General features: G+C 30.6%; 16 protein-coding genes. 6 read left to right on the top strand and 10 right to left on the bottom strand.

Annotated features, from left to right (window positions below; genetic code table 11):
- Window positions 1-19 precede the first annotated feature (19 nt).
- The 8 genes from V9L04_RS02355 to V9L04_RS02320 all read right to left on the bottom strand — a co-directional run bounded on the left by V9L04_RS02355 (window position 20) and on the right by V9L04_RS02320 (window position 7,441).
- Window positions 20-760, bottom strand: coding sequence for a hypothetical protein (locus V9L04_RS02355; RefSeq protein WP_338792460.1), 741 nt, complete (start codon window positions 758-760; stop codon window positions 20-22).
- A 70-nt stretch (window positions 761-830) separates the two neighbouring features.
- Window positions 831-1,508: a hypothetical protein gene (locus V9L04_RS02350; RefSeq protein ID WP_338792459.1), complete on the bottom strand. Its 678-nt coding sequence runs from the start codon at window positions 1,506-1,508 to the stop codon at window positions 831-833.
- A gap of 18 nt (window positions 1,509-1,526) precedes the next feature.
- Window positions 1,527-1,901, bottom strand: coding sequence for a hypothetical protein (locus tag V9L04_RS02345; protein WP_338792458.1), 375 nt, complete (start codon window positions 1,899-1,901; stop codon window positions 1,527-1,529).
- A gap of 13 nt (window positions 1,902-1,914) precedes the next feature.
- On the bottom strand, window positions 1,915-3,219 hold the full coding sequence (locus V9L04_RS02340; RefSeq protein ID WP_338792457.1) for a hypothetical protein: 1,305 nt from the start codon (window positions 3,217-3,219) through the stop codon (window positions 1,915-1,917).
- A gap of 218 nt (window positions 3,220-3,437) precedes the next feature.
- Window positions 3,438-4,943 (bottom strand): serine hydrolase, encoded by a 1,506-nt coding sequence (locus V9L04_RS02335; RefSeq protein WP_338792456.1) that lies wholly within the window; start codon window positions 4,941-4,943, stop codon window positions 3,438-3,440.
- 76 nt (window positions 4,944-5,019) lie between these two features.
- Window positions 5,020-5,769: an AraC family transcriptional regulator gene (locus V9L04_RS02330; RefSeq protein ID WP_338792455.1), complete on the bottom strand. Its 750-nt coding sequence runs from the start codon at window positions 5,767-5,769 to the stop codon at window positions 5,020-5,022.
- A gap of 180 nt (window positions 5,770-5,949) precedes the next feature.
- Window positions 5,950-6,918: a LytTR family transcriptional regulator DNA-binding domain-containing protein gene (locus V9L04_RS02325; RefSeq protein WP_338792454.1), complete on the bottom strand. Its 969-nt coding sequence runs from the start codon at window positions 6,916-6,918 to the stop codon at window positions 5,950-5,952.
- A 34-nt stretch (window positions 6,919-6,952) separates the two neighbouring features.
- Window positions 6,953-7,441 carry a YHS domain-containing (seleno)protein gene (locus V9L04_RS02320; RefSeq protein ID WP_338792453.1) on the bottom strand — a complete coding sequence of 163 codons (489 nt, stop codon included), beginning with the start codon at window positions 7,439-7,441 and terminating at the stop codon, window positions 6,953-6,955.
- Window positions 7,442-8,104: 663 nt separating this feature from the next.
- Here V9L04_RS02320 and pckA point away from each other — a divergent pair.
- The 4 genes from pckA to kynU all read left to right on the top strand — a co-directional run bounded on the left by pckA (window position 8,105) and on the right by kynU (window position 13,451).
- A complete protein-coding gene (pckA, locus tag V9L04_RS02315; RefSeq protein WP_338792452.1) occupies window positions 8,105-9,718 on the top strand; it encodes a phosphoenolpyruvate carboxykinase (ATP) in 1,614 nt (537 codons plus the stop codon).
- Between the two features lie 664 nt (window positions 9,719-10,382).
- On the top strand, window positions 10,383-11,201 hold the full coding sequence (locus V9L04_RS02310) for a glycosyltransferase family 2 protein (RefSeq protein ID WP_338792451.1): 819 nt from the start codon (window positions 10,383-10,385) through the stop codon (window positions 11,199-11,201).
- Window positions 11,202-11,294: 93 nt separating this feature from the next.
- Window positions 11,295-12,110, top strand: a complete 816-nt coding sequence (locus tag V9L04_RS02305; protein WP_338792450.1) for a polysaccharide biosynthesis/export family protein — start codon at window positions 11,295-11,297, stop codon at window positions 12,108-12,110.
- A gap of 39 nt (window positions 12,111-12,149) precedes the next feature.
- The gene (gene kynU / locus V9L04_RS02300; RefSeq protein ID WP_338792449.1) at window positions 12,150-13,451 is read left to right on the top strand and encodes a kynureninase; all 1,302 of its coding nucleotides are present in this window, start codon (window positions 12,150-12,152) and stop codon (window positions 13,449-13,451) included.
- Window positions 13,452-13,595: 144 nt separating this feature from the next.
- Here the strand turns inward: kynU and V9L04_RS02295 are convergent, their stop codons facing one another.
- Window positions 13,596-14,234 carry a vWA domain-containing protein gene (locus tag V9L04_RS02295; RefSeq protein ID WP_338792448.1) on the bottom strand — a complete coding sequence of 213 codons (639 nt, stop codon included), beginning with the start codon at window positions 14,232-14,234 and terminating at the stop codon, window positions 13,596-13,598.
- Window positions 14,235-14,537: 303 nt separating this feature from the next.
- Here V9L04_RS02295 and V9L04_RS02290 point away from each other — a divergent pair, with 303 nt between their 5' ends.
- Window positions 14,538-15,419: a DUF2167 domain-containing protein gene (locus V9L04_RS02290; protein WP_338792447.1), complete on the top strand. Its 882-nt coding sequence runs from the start codon at window positions 14,538-14,540 to the stop codon at window positions 15,417-15,419.
- A gap of 338 nt (window positions 15,420-15,757) precedes the next feature.
- The gene (locus V9L04_RS02285; RefSeq protein WP_338792446.1) at window positions 15,758-17,827 is read left to right on the top strand and encodes a T9SS type A sorting domain-containing protein; all 2,070 of its coding nucleotides are present in this window, start codon (window positions 15,758-15,760) and stop codon (window positions 17,825-17,827) included.
- Between the two features lie 227 nt (window positions 17,828-18,054).
- On the opposite strand, the gene V9L04_RS02280 is transcribed toward V9L04_RS02285, so the two are convergent.
- On the bottom strand, window positions 18,055-19,500 hold the full coding sequence (locus V9L04_RS02280; protein WP_338792445.1) for a hypothetical protein: 1,446 nt from the start codon (window positions 19,498-19,500) through the stop codon (window positions 18,055-18,057).
- Between the last annotated feature and the right edge of the window lie 38 nt (window positions 19,501-19,538).

Here is a 19,538-nt window from a genome sequence, read left to right as displayed (position 1 = left end):
TTTTTTAATTAGATTTAGGTTAGAGTATCAATTTCTTAAATCGGTATTTCCCAAAAAAGCCTTCCTTCATTTGAAGCACACGATGTGTAGATTTATCAATCCAAAATTCACTTGATTGATATTCTGAATAAATTACTTTTACTACCCAACAATCCATTGAGTTATTATTTGATGAAATTTCCTCGCTTCTATCTACCCAATATTTGTAATATTTAGGAGGCGTTTTTGAGGCAGGATGATAAAAGCTGATAGCAAATTGCTTATCCTCTTCCAATGGCAATGCAGACAAAACTTCTAAATCTAGTTCCCAATTGAATGAATATTCCAAATCATTTATTTCAAAAGGCAAAACATTGTGTTGTGTGGTATCAGAATCTGAGTACATTTTATTTTCTTCGTAGATAAAATGCTTTTTTTCGATAAGTGTCTTTTCTTCACTCACATCTTGATGAAAGACTTTTTCACTCAAAGTACGTAGCTTTTTATCAAATGTAATGAGATACTTATGGAAATTATTTTTATTATTAGAATGTCTTGTCCAATGAAGTTGATATGTATTTTCATTTTTAGAAATTATTCTGTCCCAAATTTCAAAGTTTGATTTATAAATAGAGTCTTGAATATAGACGATATAAGAAGTTTGATTTTCTTGAAGTTGCTTGATTTCTAACACATCAGATTGTGTATTTACAGTATCTATTTGTGCTTTAAGTGAATTCAAACAGAGAAAAACCAAAATAAAAGAAATAATATATTTCATTGAAAACTGAGTTTTTGAGTTGAATTAATAAATAATTTTAAATGTATAAAGTGAGAATAAGAAACTTAGATTAGATAGTAGGTTTTTGAAATTTTTTCTCTACTTGGCTTGTCCAATAAATTAGGATAGGAACACCAATAAGAGGAGGCAAAGCAAAGGCTACAAAAGGATTCATCAAATCGAAGCGAGAAACTACTGTCGCTGAAAAAGCCGTAAACGTAGCAATATAACCTCCCATCATATTTCCGATATGGGCTGTGTACCAATGATAATGTTTTGTAGGACGGAAAATAAACATCTTAAAGTTGGTATAAGAAATCATAAAGCCACCAATCCCAAAACCCATAGAAAGCAATGCCCCAGCTAGATTATGATTTTCTCTCAAAAGGTAATACAAACCTATTCCGATAAAAATAATATTAGCAAGTCCATTGATAATTCCTGCTGCCCAGTCGTACCATTTTGGGTTTTGGTCTTTGTGTAATTTCTTTAAACTAAGAAAACGAACACCAGAAAAAACGCTGTAATAACTCAAAAAAGCTATCAAAAACAAGAAGCGATTGAAGCGATAACCAGCCACGATAATTCCAGTAATGAAAACTAAAGTCATTGCCCAGAAATAAATTTTACCCGAGTATTTGTGCCACTTTTTGCCCTTTTTAGACAAAATAGCAACTGCGCCACTGATTAGAGAAATGCTTCCCACCAAGACGTGAAAAAAAAGTGTGTATTGAACGAAGTCTTTCATAATTTTTAAAGTTTAGTTTTATGCAAAAGGATTTCCTTTTTCTCTTAGATTCATTATGTAGCTTTCTGTGAGCAAAGTCATTTCATTTAGGTTTGGAGAAAAAAATAATTTGAACAAATCTTTTGTATCACAGCTAACCCCTAATAAATATCCTGTTGGAAATTTTTTAAGTGTAACAGCAGATTCTGTTATTTCGTCTTCTTCTTTTACAAGAACAGGAAAGTCTTTTGCTCCTTCTGCCAGTTTGTAGGCTTGTTCTTCAGTAATTTCTCGTATTCCTTCATATTGTATTACCCTATTTGCCTCAAAGTAAGTAACACCTAAGCTATCTGCTAATTCCTTTAATAGCTTGAGGTCATTGTCATTATTAATTTTTAAGAGGAGTGTTTTCATGACTAATAGGTTTTTATTTATAAAATCCTTTTTTTGCTTTTCTAAAATTGATAATGCGATTTGGATAGATGACAAACTGAATAAAATTAAACTCAAACTGATCCACTCTTGATTTTTTCCCTCCCACATCATTAATTTCTTGAAAAGGATAATAGCGCAGATTAGTACGCAACACCCAAGTATCTAAAGACGATGGCACAATGTCCCAACCGAAGATAATTCCAAGAGAAATCATTTCTGTTCTTGCTATTTCGCCTTGTTGTATGTCATTTTTGAAAAGACCAGTCGCCCACTTTTCAGAACTAATACTTGCTCCCACAAAAGGAACAAAGCCGTTGTAGTCAAACAAAAATTTGTAGGTTTCGAAGGCAATGGATTGTCTTCTGATAATACGTTCTAAGCTATAACTAATGGCTTTTGAAGAATAATTGCGATAACTAAAACCTGTGTGTAATTTAGCTTTGTAGAAAAAATAGCCTACTCCGATGTCTAAATTAAAACTTGCTTTATGAAGAGGTAAAGATTCTAATTCTTCTGAAAATTTGGGAGATTTTAAAAAGAATGCAGAACTAGGCGCAACACCAATGGAGAAACTATTGAGTTTCTTTTTAGCAGCTAAAGTTGCCATAACTTCTGCTGTTTTTCCAAACTCTTTTGGCTTTTCTTCTTTAATTGTAGTATCAAAATATCTCACTACACCTAAAGACAAATAAGTTTTGGGAAGTTCGAAGGTGTTTCTTTGAGTTTCACTACTATAAAAAGTCTTCTTGTTGTTGGCTAGAAATATAGCTTCGGCATTGATTTGCCAACCTTTTAGAGCAAAAGAAAACCCTCCTAATGGCATCGGTGTAATAAAACCATCGTAACGTTTTCCTTGGGTATCATTTCCCAAACCTAGTGAAGAAAAATCTAGGCAAACCCCCATATAGGGACGAAGTTTTTTAAATTCCATTCGCCAAGGATAATATTTTGCACTTAGACTTCCTGCCGAACGGTACTCTACCTCTCCGTTATTTTGAAGTTTTGTACTTCCTAAATTGGTCAAGTAAAGTGTCATATTAAAATCTAACTTTCCCCAAAAATGCAGTCCTCCAAGAGTAAGATGAGGCATAATAGCAGTAGGAAATTCTTGTTCTTGACCTTGCCAAATTAAGCTACCCGATGCAGGAATAATTTGTGTGTTAAATCCAAAGTAGGATTGAGCAAAACGATGTTGAGATTTTTTTTCTATATAAACTTGTGCATTACTAGAAAGTGAAAAAACAAGTGTGAAAATAAGTAGAAAAATAAGTGAAACTGATAGTCTATATTTTGTCATTGGTGTATTTGTTTTTAGTGATTTTTTAAAAACTTATACGACAAATATGAGGGATAAAATGTAGTTTTACAGCCTTTTAAAATGGTTTTGGTAGGAAGTGGCAGAGTTTGGGATAAGTGGGAGATGATTTGAATCTTTATCGTATTTTTTAATCAAAACTCAAAAAATAAACATAAAAAAACGGTCTTGTTTTTTGTTCAAGACCGTTTTGAACTGACTTAGATTTTCTCAAAAACATCTTCTCCAAAAGAAAAACTAACTGGCTTTCCGTCTTCAATTTGAAAACGAATCACGATGCCACTCCCAGGGGCAAGTTCGATTCGCATACATTCTTTTAACTCATAAGCTGTTGCTATGCTTTTTACATTTCCAGTAGTGAATAACAGTTTACCATCTTCATAACTGACATTTACTGTTCCGATATTTTTACTTTTGTAACTGCCTATATATTGTTCTTTTGGAAGAGAAAGCATCCATTCACGTTTGGCTAATTTTTCGGCATATTTTACTTCTGATTTATTGTAGCGTTTGAATTTCTTTTGAAGTGATTTAATGCCCTTTTTCTCTAGTTTTTTGACTGCTTTTTCATCTCCTAAATGTAAATAATAGGCATATTTAGCAATCAAATTTCCGATATCCAAACCTAATGAGTGATTAATACTTACACTCACACCTATTTTTTCATTTGGTAAAAAAGAAAGATGAGAAGCAAAACCATGATAACCTCCAAAATGATAAATTACTTTCTTTCCTTCAAAATTGCCTATTCTCCAACCTCTAGCATAGCCATTTCCCTCAAAAATAGTTATATATTCATGAGCAGCAGAAACTAACTTTTCTTGATTTTTTTCTATAACGGCACTTGGATAAATTGTTTTGCCATGTAGAGTTCCTTTATTGATTTGAAATTCTAGAAAGTTTGCCATGTCTTCTGCCGAAGTAATTATTCCTCCTGCTGCGTGCATGGTTTTATCTATCTTAAAAAAATCTGATTTCTGAACATCTTTTCCAAAGGTACTATGATGAGGTTTGGCTAATTTATTTTCATCAAAATCAGAAACTTTTGCAGATGTGTTTTTCATTCCTAAAGGCGTAAAAACCTTTTCTTGAAGCAAATCCTGCCATGTTTTTCCTAGTTCTGCTTTCAAAATCATAGAAAAAAGGTAATAGCCATAATTAGAATACATAAACTGCTTTCCAGTTTCTAAGGCTTCACTTTCTTGTTCTATAATTCTCAAAATATCTTCCTCTGTATATTCGCCTGTATAAGCCAAACGCATAGATAAATATTCATTATCAACTCCAATTTGGTGCGACAACAAATCATTAATCGTAATTCCTTCAAATTTTGCTTTTTCTTTGAAATTACTAAACGGTTTGTATTCTATGATTTGTTTTTGGAGATCAATTTTTCCTTCATATTCCAAAACACTAGCTAAAAGCCCAACAAAAGATTTAGTAGTAGAAGCAATATAAAAACCAGTAGAATTAGTAGCTTTTTGCTTAGTTTCAAGGTTTGTGTAGCCTGTGGTGTATGCAAAAGATTTTGTATTTTTTTTATCATCAAGATGAGAAACTGCAACACTGATAGCAGGAATCATTTCTAGCTCTGTCTGGACTTTTTCAATGAATTGAGTGAGTTTCTGATTTTTTTCTATTTTCTGAGCAAAATTAAAGTGAGTAATAGAAATAAGTAGTGCAACTAAGATAGTTTTTCTTATCATTTTCAAATTCGTTTTTAGTGGTTGATAAAATATTTTTACAAAAGTAGTTTTGTATTTTACCAAAAAATAGAACGAATCAAACATCGATTAAATTTAGAGCTTTTCGTGGCGTAAAGTGAGTAATTTTTTTGAAGGTTCGGCAAAAATGACTTTGGTCTGAAAAACCATTTTTATACGCAATTTCTGTTAGACTTTCATTTTGTTCTATTACTTGAGCAAAGCTATTTCGTATTCTCAAGTTTTGTTGATATGTTTTTATATCCATACCATAAAATTTTTTGAAAAAATGACCTACATGAAAAGGATGCTTATTTATATCTTGAGCTATCTCTGTTATTACAATATTTTTTTCGTGATTATTATTAATATAAGTAGCAATTTCTGAAAGCCAAGTAGGGATGTGTGTAGATTGTTGCTGTAAGCAAATAGCCAATGTTTTTTTTAGTTGCTTTATAGCTTCTTTTTTATTTTTTTGTTGAATGAGAGGCAAAAAGTAAGGTATAAGTGTCTGTTCTGCAATCCAACTCCATTCTTTAAAATCTAAGTCGTAATATTCCCAATCATATATTTTGAGCGATAAAAGTGAACTATCTTCTGCAAAAGAATCACTATGAATCACTTGAGGTGGTTTTATAGAAACATGCCCTGCACCTGCTTTATGAATTTGGTCTTGAGAAGTTTTTTCTGCTATATTTCCATTCAACAATAAACTAATGGTAAGAAAATCATGACTATGCAAAGGCATATCTGATTTAGTTTTAGCATAATGATTTCTTGCTATTTGAATAGAGCTATCTTGATAATATATTTTTTGGTCAGTAAGCATAAGAGAGATTTATTTTTATCTGTAAAGACAAAAGTTTTTGAAAACTGTTGCAGAATTCCACGACATATCTCAAAAATAAATAATAATAAAGCAATAGCTATATCATTTATCTCTATTTGGTAAGAATGGGAAGAGGGTGGTATAAAGTGGAAAAAGCAAATTAAAAGTAAATAAGAAATACTAAGAATTTGCTTTGAGAAACTCTGAAAGTTCTTTTGATTTGGAGCGTGAAACAGGAATTTTTGTATCGATATTTTGCAAAACCAATTCTAAATTTCGTGCATTTCCTTCTACTTTCTGAATCTTTGAAAGGTTGATGATATAACTTTTATGACACCTAAAAAAATCTTTTGGAGGTAATTTTTCTTCTAGCTTTTTTAAGCTATTTCGGATTAATTCTTTTTGAATAGAATTGTCTGATTTATAAAAAACTTCAATATAATTTCCTTCTGATTGCAGATAAAAAATTTGTTTGCTTTCTAATTGCAAAGCAATTTTTCCATTTTCGGCTTCTAAAATGATTTTTTTTTGAGAAATAGTGTTTTCTATTTCCTCTACTTTTGTTCTGACTTGCTCTTCTATTTTTTCCTCTACTTGATTTTGAAGTTTGTTCTCAAATTCTGCTTTGAGTTTAATTTGTGTTTTCTGTAATTCAGTCTGTTTTTCTTGAAGTCTTTGATTGAGCGATTCTGCTTCTTTCCACTTTTGTTTTTGATGATAATACTGCTCGTAAAGAATCATTATCAAGATTGGAAAAAACGAAATGAGAAGTGTCCGAACGAACATGATTTGAAACAAAGCTCCTAAGTTTTCAAAACCTTTCAGAAAAGCAAAAATAAAGAAGGTTACAAAAATAATAAATGTTAGAATCGTAAAAACTAGGCTTATTTCTTTTCCTACTGTCCAGTTTTCTTCTTCAAAAGATTTAGAGAATACTTTTTGTAGTCCTCTTACACCTACCCAAATACAAAAAGCAACTACTGCACTAAAAAAAATAGCATAGCTAAAACGGTTCAACACATCAGACTGAACTAAACCGAAAGGAGCAAAAACCAAAATCACTAAAAAAGTAATCAAGGAAGGAACTAAAATACTTCCTATATTAAAAATAAAAGGATGAGGTTTTTTGAGTAACTGTAAAATATTCATTTGAAAACTATTTTTACAAAGCAAAAAGACAGTATTATTTCACTTCTGACCAGTTTTTATTAGCTTTTTGCTTTAGATTTTCTTCATCTTCATTCCAATCATCTAATGTATCTGTGAAGAAATTTTTATAAAAAAGATAGAGTTTTCCATCTATAATCTTATAGTTTTCTGGATTCATATCCACTTTTTCATCCTTTGCACCCATTGCATAAGCACACCAGCCACCATATTGAGGCATATATTTTTGAGGGTTTTTGATAAATAAATCTCGGTGTTCTTTAGTAGAAAATCTATAAATTACACCTAAGTATTTTGCAGAAATAGATGCTTTTCCTTTTTGTGGTTTGTCTTCTACAAAATAAGAAACCACATCATAACCCTCAATGGCTACTCCTTTATCAAGATTAAAATGCGTAATACAGTGTTTTTCTGTTAGTTGTTGAGCCTGTGAGCCTCCTATGATTAGGACGTTAAACACTAAAAATAGAAATATGTAAAGGCTATGTGTTTTTTTGTTTTTCATAATTAAAGAAGTTTTTTATATCCAAAACCAACAAATCAAGGTAGTGATTATATTACTTGATTATAAAGACTTTTGTTGAAAAATATTGCTTTTTTAGCCGACTTTTAAAGTTCTTAATCTTTTAAATTAATAATTTTTTTTGAATTTTAATAGAATGAGCTACTTAAAAATCACCTATAACCTTTTACAATGGCAAACAAGGGTATTTATTTCATTTTTTCGGTGTGAATTTTGCGTTACATCATAAAAATAATTGTATCTTTGTGTGCAATAATTACAATTTACATTTGTGTAGGGACTAATTTGTATTTGTCAGCAAATAACTGTTTATGCGTCTATTGCTTTTGAAGCCTCTTTTTTTAAAAATACAATCAAACTTATTAAAAATAATGTTTGAAAAGTCATCTCAAGAAAACATTTTTTCTGATTTGATTCTTCTTCTGTCCAAAATTAATAAGGGAATGTTTTTGAGTGCTGAAAAATGCAGTTTTCTTTTGTCTTTACTTTTAGTTATAAAAGAGAATACGACTGAAAAAAATAGAAAAATTACTTCTACTAAAAAAATTATATACTCATTTTGATATTTTGCCAATTTGTTTTTCATTAGGTATGGAAAATAGATTGGCTTTTTTGATTTTACCAATTTTATACTGACATTTAATTATGCAACAACACGGAGTCAAGTCTAACCAATCAGGAATTGAGGAGCTAGGAATAAAACATGCAGCGAACGTATATTGGAACTTGCCAGCAGCAGAGCTTATTGAACATGCACTAGATAAAAAAGAAGGTGTTTTGAACGATACAGGAGCTTTAATGTTTGATACAGGCAAATTTACAGGGCGTTCTCCTAAAGATAGATTTATTGTAAAAGATGCAGAAACTGAAAATTCAGTATGGTGGGGAGATATAAACATTGCCTTCTCTCCAGAAAAATTTGATGCTCTAATGGAAAAAATGATTGCATCATTAGAAGGAAAAGATCTTTATGTGCGTGATGCGTATGCAGGTGCAGATACAAATTATCAACTTAAGCTACGTGTTATTAATACAAATGCTTGTTCGAATCTTTTTTGTCATAACATGTTTATTCGTCCAGAACAAACAGAATTTGAATCTTTTAATCCTACTTTCACTATTCTTCAAGTTCCAGAATACGAAGCTGATCCAGAAGTAGATGGTACTCGCCAAGCTAACTTTGCTATTATCAATTTCACTAAAAAAATGATTTTGATTGGTGGAACAGGTTACACAGGAGAAATGAAAAAAGGAATTTTCTCTGTCTTGAATTATTTGCTTCCTCATAAACACAAAGTATTGTCGATGCACTGCTCTGCAAATATTGGACAAGATGGTGATACAGCTATTTTCTTTGGTCTTTCTGGAACAGGAAAAACTACACTTTCAGCAGACCCTAACCGTCCTCTTATTGGAGATGATGAGCATGGCTGGACTTCTGATTCGGTTTTCAATTTTGAAGGTGGTTGTTATGCAAAAGTAATTGACCTTACAGAAGAGAAAGAGCCTCAAATCTTTAATGCTGTTAAGTTTGGTGCATTATTAGAAAATACTCGCTTCCATGAAGGAACTAGAAAAGTAGATTATCTCAACGCTTCAGTTACTGAAAATACTCGTGTAGCTTATCCAATTTATCATATTGATAATGCTGTTGAGCCTTCTGTTGGTGGTGTTCCAAAAAATATTTTCTTCCTTACTTGTGATGCGTATGGTGTATTGCCTCCAATTTCTAAACTAGAAAAAGGACAAGCTATGTATCACTTTATTTCGGGTTATACTGCCAAAGTTGCAGGAACAGAAGTAGGTATTACAGAACCACAACGTACTTTTTCTGCTTGTTTTGGTGCTGCCTTTTTACCTTTGCACCCTACTAAATATGCAGAAATGTTGGGTAAGAAAATGGAAGAATCAAATGTAAACGTTTGGCTTATCAATACTGGATGGTCTGGTGGTGGCTATGGTGTAGGTTCAAGAATGAAACTTTCTTATACTCGTGCTATGATTACAGCTGCTTTAGAAGGAAAATTAGATAATGTAAACTTTGAGGAACAACCAATTTTTGGAGTAAAAATTCCTAGTGAATGTCCAAATGTTCCTACTGAAATCTTGAATCCTAAAAATACATGGGAAAATAAAGAAGAATATGATGCTACTGCTAATAAATTAGCGACTGCATTTGTAACTAACTTCGAAAAATATGCAGAGTATGCAAATGATGAGATTATGGCTGGAGCACCTAAAGCAATGGCAAATTCGTAATCTTATTTCAAGATAATTTCAAATTATAATTTTAAGGAGTCTTATTCTACTGTTTTAGAATAAGACTTCTTATTTTTATGAGAACTTGTTTGTTAAGAGAGCTTTTTCTGAAGTGTTTAAAATAGAACAATCGTATTTTGTGTGTCATAGAATACAGTAAAAAACACAGTCTTTATAGGTGTTTCAGCATAGTGAAATTAACAAGCAAATGTGTAAAGCCTATTAAAATAGTATATCACAATTTATTCTTTGCTTTGTTAAATTAGTGATGAAAGACAACAAAAAATAAAAAATATATCGAAATAATAGTTGATTTTTGTATAAAAATTTGCAATTTTGTGTGAAATTATTCTGAACAAAAATAATTTTATTTTTTACTATGTAATAGTATATTCAATCAAAATTAGTTTTAGAAGTGTATATTTAAACACTCAGATACCTTAAAGGTATAAGTATAGTTAAAAAGTGAATTATCTGATACCATTGAGTATACTGATAAGTTTAATTTTAGCTTTACTGATTTATCAATTCTAAATCTTAATAAGTTTGAATGTAGTTTTTTCTACCTAAAATAGTAAAAACTATCTATTACAAATATAACAAGTTGTTTCTATACATGAGATAGAAATAGAACAACTAGACATTTAACTTAACCTAAAAAAAATTGAAAGTTTCCATTGTAACTGTAGTTTATAACAACGTATCAATGGTAGCAGACGCTATTGAATCTGTTTTAAATCAAGATTATCCTGACTTAGAATATATTCTTATTGACGGAGCCTCAACAGACGGAACTACCGAATTGATACGTATGTATCAAAATCGTATTACTCGTTTTATTTCAGAGAAAGATGAAGGGCTTTATGATGCTATCAACAAAGGAATTCGTATGTGTAGTGGAGATATTATAGGGTTACTTCATTCTGATGATTTTTATCCAAATAATAAAGTAGTTTCTTCTTTTGTGAAAGCTTTTGAAGAAAAAAATACCGATGCTGTATATGGCGATTTGCTCTATGTAGATAAAGAAGATACTCAAAAAGTAATTAGATATTGGCAATCTGGAGAATTTGACTGTGATAGTTTTTATAAAGGCTGGATGCCTCCTCATCCTGCTCTTTTTATAAAAAAAGAATGCTATCAAAAATATGGAGTGTATGATACCCGATTTAAAAGTGCTGCCGATTATGAACTTACTTTGCGTATGCTTTTGAAAAATAAAATATCAGCAACTTATATACCTATGGTAATGGCTAGTATGCGTACAGGAGGAAAAAGCAATAGTAGCTTGAGAAATCGTTTGATGGCAAATATAGAAGACTATAAAGCTTGGAAAATCAATGACTTACAACCTAAGTTTTATACTCGTTTTATGAAGCCTTTGTCGAAAATACCTCAGTATTTCCATGGTATTACTCAAGAAAAATTAGAACTTGTTTATGCAGCTTCTAACTCATATTCAAATAATGAAGTGGAAGTATAAACCATAAAAAGATTGTGCCACAAATTTGTATTTTATTTTACCTTCAACTCTGAGAAAACAGAATTGAAGGTTATTTTATTATTAAATGCTATTATGAAAAATATTACTTTACTTTTACTTCTCTTATCTATTTTATCTTTTTTTAGTTGTGTTCCTACTCGTAACCTCACTTATTTAAAAGGAAAACAACAAGAAAATCCAAATATAGGAAGCACCACCCCTTCAAGTTATTCTTTAGATTTTACTTCATATAGATTACAGTCTTACGATATTTTAGGTATTAACGTACAAAGTATTGTGCCTTCAAAATATGATTTGGGTACAACAGAGGCTAGTAATATACAATCTAAACAAGGAGGAGGAAGTGGACAAAATGGGAATGCTCTTTTATCAGGGTATACAATTAGTGATAGTGGCTTTGTGCAAGTTCCTCTAGTTGGAAGTGTACAGGTAGCTGGACTTACAGTAGATGAAGCAGCTAGTAAAATAAAAGCTGAAGTAGAAGAGCGATTTACAGAAGTAATAGTAAAAGTGCAATTGCTTACTTTTCAAGTTACTATGCTTGGAGAAGTAACTGCACCAGGACAGATTACAATCTACAATATGCGTATGACTACCATTTTAGATGTAATGGCTTTGGCAGGTGAGCCTTTAGTTACAGCCAACAGACAAAAAGTAAGGATTATGAGACGAAAAGGAGCTACATTAGAAAGCTATTATGTAGATCTTACTCAAGATGATATTCTTACTTCTCCTCTTTTTTATGTCCAACCTGGGGATATTATTTATGTAGAACCATTGAAAGGAAATAAAGCACTACAAACAAATACGTCTCTGATTGGAATTGTAGGAACAATTATGAACTTTGCTTTTTTCATAACTAACTTTTTCTTCATAATAAATCGCTAAAATAATTTATAAAAAATCACGCAAACAAAATTACCAAAAATGAACTTTGAAACCACTAAAGACTTTGCAGCACAATTAGACAATAATGATTCTCTAGCTCATTTTAGAGATAAATTTTGGATTCCTACAATGAAATCAGTTTTAGGTACAACTAATTCTGATACTAAAGAGGTAGTTTATTTTTGTGGAAATTCTTTGGGGCTTCAACCCAAAACTACTAAAGCCTATATTGAACAAGAATTAGAAGATTGGAAAAATTTGGGTGTAGAGGGGCATTTTCATGGAAAAAATCCATGGCTCTCCTATCATAAACTCCTTACAAATCAAACAGCCAAAATTGTAGGTGCAAAACCAATTGAGGTAGTGGTTATGAATAACCTTACTGTCAATTTGCATTTATTGATGGTTTCTTTTTATCGTCCCACTCAAAAGCGTTTCAAAATATTGATGGAAGGTGGAGCTTTTCCTTCTGACCAGTATGCTGTCGAATCTCAAGTTAAATTTCACGGATTTTCGCCATACGATGCCATTGTAGAAATGATTCCTAGAGAAAATGAAGAAACACTAAGAACAGAAGATATTACAAAAAAAATAGAAGAATTAGGAGATGAATTGGCTCTAGTTATGTTTGGTGGTGTAAATTATTACACAGGACAATTTTTTGACTTAGAAAAAATTACAAAAGCAGCCCATAAAGTAGGTGCAACAGCAGGATTTGATTTGGCTCATGCAGCAGGAAATGTTCCTTTAAAACTAAGTGATTGGAATGTAGATTTTGCCACATGGTGTAGCTACAAATACCTCAACTCAGGTGCTGGTGGAACTTCTGGAGTATTTGTAAATGAAAAATATGCTGATGATGATTCGCTTCCACGTTTTGCAGGTTGGTGGGGACACGATGAAAAAGTTCGTTTTCAGATGAAAAAAGGATTTATTCCGATGCGTGGTGCAGAAGGTTGGCAGCTAAGTAATGCACAGATTTTGCCAATGGCAGCACACAAAGCCTCTTTAGATATTTTTCAGGAAGCAGGTTTTGAAAACCTAAGAGAAAAAAGTGAACAACTAACAGCTTATATGGAATTTTTGATAGAAAGTTTTAATAAAGAACAATCTAAAATCAAAATTCAAATTATTACTCCAAAAAATAAAAACGAAAGAGGTTGTCAGTTGTCTTTAGTTTTTGATAAAGAAGGTAAAAAATATCATGAAATCTTGACTCAAAAAGGAGTTATTTCAGATTGGAGAGAACCTAATGTTATTCGAATTGCACCTATACCTTTGTATAATTCTTTTATGGATTGTTACCGTTTTTATGAAATTTTGAAAGAAATTGCTTTGTAGATTTTTTTATTTTAATATAGCGTTACAGAACTATTTATTTTTTTATAAAAGTCTGTAACGCTATTTTAGTATCATATAGAATTAACTTTCCTGCCGTTGTTGGTGTTTTAGCGAAGCGACACCAACAACAAAACAGGTATAGAATTAACTATAAAAATCATCTTTTGTATCTTCGTTATTTCTAATCTTTGCACTATATTTCATACGTGATGCTTTTTCTTTGCTAAACATTTTTTTAATGTCTTGCGTATTTGCCTCAAATTTCATTGTATTAGTAATAGAAATTGTAGCTGCAAATGCTTCTACATCGTGATTTGCTCCAATATAGGTAAATGTCCAGTTTTCTTGTTTTAACTCCTCAACCATTTTTTTGATGGTTGCTCCATTGAATTCTTTTGATGAATTTTCTTCTCCGTCTGTCAAGATTGTAACCAAAACATTATACTCTGAATGTGTTTGAGTTATTTTTCGAAGCTGCGAAATACTGTTTCCCATAGCATCAAAAAGGGGCGTTCCTGCTGTTGGGTTGTATTTTGTCTTGTCAATTTCATTTAGTTTTTCTACACTTTCATTTTCTAAAAGTGTTTTTGTATGCAAAGAATTGAAGGTAACAAGACTAATAAAATGACCTTGCTCTGGATACTGCTCAGCAACTCCTTTTACAGTCTGGACAACTTCATTAAAACCACTAATAATAGTTTCTTTGATAGAATTCATCGAACCACTCTCATCAAGAATAATAAGATTGAATACTTTGTGTGTTTTCTGATTTGAATTTAACATAAATAGGTAATTTGGATTTGATTGAAATAAATAAGAAAATAAATAAATGTTATTGAACTTTATGTAACTAGAAATATGTTGAGAGCCTATGCAGATAATAAGTGACACAAAATTATTACAAGACAATTATTCTTTTGAATAAATTTATGCTTACATTTACATCTTTATTCTTTTTATCGATTGTTTGTTACATCAAATTTTGATTTGATATTTCATAAAAAAATAAAATATACCACAAGCAATGCACCTAATTTTCTCACATAACACTTATTTACATTACTCAATTTAAACAAAAATTATAACATGAAAAAAATAGTATTTAGTTTCTTGGCTCTTTTTATGACCTTTTTTAGTTTGACTACTTATGCTCAAGTAGTAGAAGATAGCACACAAATTTTAATCAATAACATAGAAAAGTCACTTGATTATCAAACAGGTAGTATTGAACTTGAAACAGGAAATGCAACACTAACTGTTCCTGAAGGATTCGGTTATCTCAATAAAGAACAAGCTAATTATGTTTTGAGCGATTTATGGGGTAATCCAAAAGATGAAACTATTTTGGGGCTTCTTGTTCCTTCTAATAAAGGTGTTTTAGCTGATAATAGTTGGGTTTTTGTAATTAGCTTTGAAGAAATGGGCTATGTAGAAGATGAAGATGCTGATGATATTGATTATGATGAACTTTTAGAACAGTTGAAGAAAGAAACAAAAGATTCAAATACTGAAAGAAAGAGTTTGGGATATGAAACGATTGATTTTGTAGGTTGGGCATCAAAACCTTATTATGACAAAAATAAAAAAATCCTACACTGGGCTAAAGAAGTAAAATTTGGCGAAAATCTAGAAAATACATTAAATTATAACTTACGTGTTTTGGGACGTAAAGGAGTATTTATGTTAAATGCTGTGGCTTCTATGAAACAACTTCCAGAAGTAAAAGCAAATATTGACAATGTTATTGGAAGTGTGGAATTTAAAGAAGGACACAAATATGCTGATTTTATTCCTGATGTAGATAACGTAGCTGCTTGGACAATTGGAGGATTAGTAGCAGGAAAAGTACTTGCTAAAACAGGTTTCTTTGTTGTGCTTCTTAAGTTTTGGAAAATTATTGCAGTAGCCATTGGAGGTGGAGCAACCACACTTTGGAAATTCTTGAAAGGACGCAAGAAGGAATATTAATAGTATTAGACAAAGACAACAAAGCCTAATCATTTATACAATGGTTAGGCTTTTTTTACGATTCATCCTAATTAGAGATATTTCTATTTTTGCTACTGACAATTTGAGGATAAAACTAAGTTTGAAGGATTATGATAGAGTTGTTTTCTAACTGATTTTTTACAAAAAATGATAAATAGAACGCTTATGTAAAAAATTGCACTATCTATGAAGTCAAACTTGATGTTTATGAAAAATCATATCTAGGTAGTTGCTTTAATACTTACTTTTGAATAATTATTTTAACCTAAATAGTTAAATTATTTATCCAAATTTTAATATCTAATCATAAACTTATTATGAAAATTACTAGTTATTTTTTCTCATTACTGATTGCTTTTTTCTGTATTTCTCAGCTACAAGCACAATCTCCACAATTAAAAAAGTGGTATCTAAATCAATTTGAAGTTGATTTTTCTACTACATTACCTCAAGTGAATAGTTTACCTCAAACGTATCCTATTGTATTTGGAGGAACATCTTCAAATGGGTTTGCAAGAAATTCACATGGACACTATGATGATAATGGAAATATTCTATTCTATACAGCTGCACAATCAAATGGAAGTTTTTTAGAGTACCGAGTAATCAATGGACAAGGAGCTATTATAGGAACATTAACTCAAACACCTGATAATAGTGCTGAAATGTCTATGATACCTTTTGGATGTAATGCTCCTAATAAATACTTATTGATTTACTCTGCTCCTTATACGGTTCAAAAACTTGGAAAAACAGAAAAAGTTATGGCTCCTTGTTGGTCTAGGTTAGTATATACAGTAATAGATTTGGGTACAAATACAGTTAGTCCTTCCTATCAAGTACCTAATTTAGATAGAGATTGTCCTAGCAAGGCACAAGCAGTTGGAAAACCAAGACCAGATGGAACACGTTGGCTATATACTAATGCAGAAAGAGATATTGTGAAATGTAAAATCGATTTTACTCAATCGTATTCAAATATTATTAGTGTTTCAAATGTTATTCATGCTGAAAACCATATTATGAATATAGTGGAATTAGAATTGTCTCCTAACCAGAATTTTTTAGCTTGGACAGATAGAGCAAATGATGTAAATTATGACTTTGCTGTAATGGCATTAGATAGTAATGGAGATAGAAATATGAACGGAGTTTTTACAAAACAAGACATTCCTACCTCTTCGTTTAATCCAAATATTCCTAAAGCATCAGGAATTGAATTTGTAGGAGAAGGTGTAGGAAACTTTTTTCTGTTTGTAGGTTTTAATACATTTGGAACAGATACAGCTAAAGATGGAATTTATAACTTTAATTTTATAAACTACTCTCTGACTCAATTAGCCAATACATCAGGATTTGTAAAATCTCATATTGAAAGAGCTGGTAACGGCAGATGTTATGCAGTCAATGCAAACTCACTATTAGATATTAGTGCATTAAGTATAACAACTCTTCCAAATAGCACAGATTATTTTCCTTATGATAAAACAGGAGCTTCTCTAAATGATTATCAAAACATCAATGATTATGGAGTATATATACTTCCTGACCAAGTAGATGGAGAAGTAATTAGTTCTAATTATACTTTGCCAGATGTATCTCATCTAACAGGTAATGTATGTAAAAGTGATGCTATTCTTAGCTTTCCGACAAGCATCAGTAACTATACAATTACAGTTGAAAAACCATTTCAAACTCCTTGTGTATATCAAGGTACTGCAAGAACACTTGATTTGACAACAATTTGTGATATTCAATGTGGAGGAAATGCTTGTGATAACAGATATCGTATAAAAATAGAAGCAACACTGTGTAATGGACAACAATTAGTATCTCAGTCAGGTGTTTTTAATATATTGTGTGCTCCAGCGAAACCAGTAGTACAAATAGGTCATCGTTTTCTTTGTCCTGAACAAACTACTTGGGGAAAAGTAACAAATTCATATCCACAAGGAACTACAATAGAATGGTTTCAAGGTGGAAATTTATTTGCAACAGGAGCAAGTATAACAGGTATATCAGGTAGCTTTACAGTACGTATAACAGATGCAAGTGGCTGTTCTGTTGAAGAAAACGTATTAATTGGACTAAAAGAGTGTAATAAAGAAGTATTATTCAAGACAGAAAATAATTCTATCAATCCTATTGATGATTCTGTTATCTATCCAAATCCAGCTAAAAACCAAGCGACTATCAAGCTTTTTGAAAATGAAGTTATAGAATATATCACAATCAAAGATGCTAGAGGTATGTTAGTTAAATCATATAAAAATGTATCAGAAGTGACTAAGACTATAGATATTTCAAAATTGAGTGTAGGTTTTTATATTGTAGAAGTTATATCTCAAAACAAAAAACAGTATATCTCAAAATTAATTGTTGAGTAATTTCAACATATAGATTTTACTTGCTATTCACAAACACTCCTTTACTTAACTGTGAAGGAGTGTTTTTATTTTTAATTAGAAGCATTTTCTATCTCTTCCAACATCCATTTTTGATTATTGAACATAAATTTATAGATAACCAAAATACCGTTATCAATTCCTCTCATCTCATATAAAACTAAATTGGAATCAATGACATATAAGAACCTATCTATAAAAACTTTGCTTTACTCATTTGTATTCTTCTCTTCAATTGTAACTAATGTTTCTTGTATCTTATTTTTTCTTTTATTTTCTAATAACTCCCTAACTTTATCTATAGAGTCACTTTTACTAAGTTTATCAACTGCTTTATCTAATCCCATACTCTTTTCTAAAACATCCATTATTGGATGATCAGACTTTTCATAATTGGAGATAAGTTTACCAGGATTTTCTGATGAAATTTGCAATAAATTGGATAATAATTTTACCTTTAATTCTTCTGAAAAATCCTCACTATCTATATCATTAACTTGTCGTGATAAACCCTCATATGTTTTACTCAGAACTTCTTTATGTGCATACTCTTCTATTAGTCTCTTAGATAAGTTTATTCTCTTATTTGCAGAGTAAGCTAACCAAAGAACTGGTAGGTATAATGGTAATATAGTCAAAACTAACCTAGGCATCTTTTGTATTATCTCATCCAAAAGGTAACCATTAAATAAAAAGTATAAACTTATAAAGAATGGTATCAACGAAACTCCCACTAATCCTATTATTGATTTATTAAACAATCTAGAACTTTTATCAAATAATACTTCTTCTTCTTTCTTTTTATCTGAATATGCGTAACTCAAGCCCGTTGTCAAAGCTCTAGGCAAAAGGTTGTTTATTTTCTTTTCTATTAATTCATAAGATAAATTCCACTCTTCTATGGTATTATCTAATCTTTTTTTATTTGAGTTAAATAACTTAATGTTTTCTTTTGCATTCTCTTCCCTTACAGTATTTACAATACTATTTAACTCGCTTATCTCTTTATTTAAATGATTGTATTGTTTTTTCAATTTGTCTTTTAAACCTTCTACCAAAACAACATTTCCATTTTCATCCTCTTCTTCATAACCTACTATGGAGTTATATAACTTATCTACTTCACTTTTCTTAGTTAATGCACTCTTATGTATTGCTATGATTTTGTTAGCTTCTTCTTTAGAGTTTTCTATTACTTCCATCATATGTTTAAAATCATCTTTAAAGTTTGGATTCTCTGATATTATGGTGTCAAAATTAGAAAGATGTTTTTTGAGTTCTTCATTTTTAGAATTGAAATCTTCGAATGTTTCTACAATTTTATTATTCTTAGCAATTATATTTTCTTCTATCGCATTTATATCTTGTACTGTTTCATTAGCAGTTTGTTTACTCGTCAAAATATTTTGTAATGTGAATTCTATTTCTGTGATGTTTTTCTCTATATCTTTTGCATTTTTATTTATCTTATTCTTATACTGAGTAATCATCTTAGAATCATATCTGATATTATTTTCATAATCTTCTGGCTTCTTATCCAAATTTTGTTGAACATTATCTAAACTATTCTCTAAAATTTTTACCTTATCCAATAATTTTTCATTTCTGATTTCTAATTCTTGAAGTCTTTTGCTATGTCCAGTAAAATCAAACATATAATTTTATTTTTGTGTCTAATTAATATTTATTTTTT

The organism is Bernardetia sp. MNP-M8 (assembly GCF_037126285.1).
Lineage (GTDB): Bacteria > Bacteroidota > Bacteroidia > Cytophagales > Bernardetiaceae > Bernardetia.
Note: the sequence above shows the minus strand (reverse complement) of the source record. Positions and strands in the feature narration are given on the sequence as shown.

What these genes read in the sequence shown, in the direction of transcription:
- V9L04_RS02355 (WP_338792460.1), bottom strand. Translation starts at nt 760, where the DNA reads ATGAAATATATTATTTCTTTTATTTTGGTTTTTCTCTGTTTGAATTCA.
- V9L04_RS02350 (WP_338792459.1), bottom strand. Translation starts at nt 1,508, where the DNA reads ATGAAAGACTTCGTTCAATACACACTTTTTTTTCACGTCTTGGTGGGA.
- V9L04_RS02345 (WP_338792458.1), bottom strand. Translation starts at nt 1,901, where the DNA reads ATGAAAACACTCCTCTTAAAAATTAATAATGACAATGACCTCAAGCTA.
- V9L04_RS02340 (WP_338792457.1), bottom strand. Translation starts at nt 3,219, where the DNA reads ATGACAAAATATAGACTATCAGTTTCACTTATTTTTCTACTTATTTTC.
- V9L04_RS02335 (WP_338792456.1), bottom strand. Translation starts at nt 4,943, where the DNA reads ATGATAAGAAAAACTATCTTAGTTGCACTACTTATTTCTATTACTCAC.
- V9L04_RS02330 (WP_338792455.1), bottom strand. Translation starts at nt 5,769, where the DNA reads ATGCTTACTGACCAAAAAATATATTATCAAGATAGCTCTATTCAAATA.
- V9L04_RS02325 (WP_338792454.1), bottom strand. Translation starts at nt 6,918, where the DNA reads ATGAATATTTTACAGTTACTCAAAAAACCTCATCCTTTTATTTTTAAT.
- V9L04_RS02320 (WP_338792453.1), bottom strand. Translation starts at nt 7,441, where the DNA reads ATGAAAAACAAAAAAACACATAGCCTTTACATATTTCTATTTTTAGTG.
- pckA (WP_338792452.1), top strand. Translation starts at nt 8,105, where the DNA reads ATGCAACAACACGGAGTCAAGTCTAACCAATCAGGAATTGAGGAGCTA.
- V9L04_RS02305 (WP_338792450.1), top strand. Translation starts at nt 11,295, where the DNA reads ATGAAAAATATTACTTTACTTTTACTTCTCTTATCTATTTTATCTTTT.
- kynU (WP_338792449.1), top strand. Translation starts at nt 12,150, where the DNA reads ATGAACTTTGAAACCACTAAAGACTTTGCAGCACAATTAGACAATAAT.
- V9L04_RS02295 (WP_338792448.1), bottom strand. Translation starts at nt 14,234, where the DNA reads ATGTTAAATTCAAATCAGAAAACACACAAAGTATTCAATCTTATTATT.
- V9L04_RS02290 (WP_338792447.1), top strand. Translation starts at nt 14,538, where the DNA reads ATGAAAAAAATAGTATTTAGTTTCTTGGCTCTTTTTATGACCTTTTTT.
- V9L04_RS02285 (WP_338792446.1), top strand. Translation starts at nt 15,758, where the DNA reads ATGAAAATTACTAGTTATTTTTTCTCATTACTGATTGCTTTTTTCTGT.
- V9L04_RS02280 (WP_338792445.1), bottom strand. Translation starts at nt 19,500, where the DNA reads ATGTTTGATTTTACTGGACATAGCAAAAGACTTCAAGAATTAGAAATC.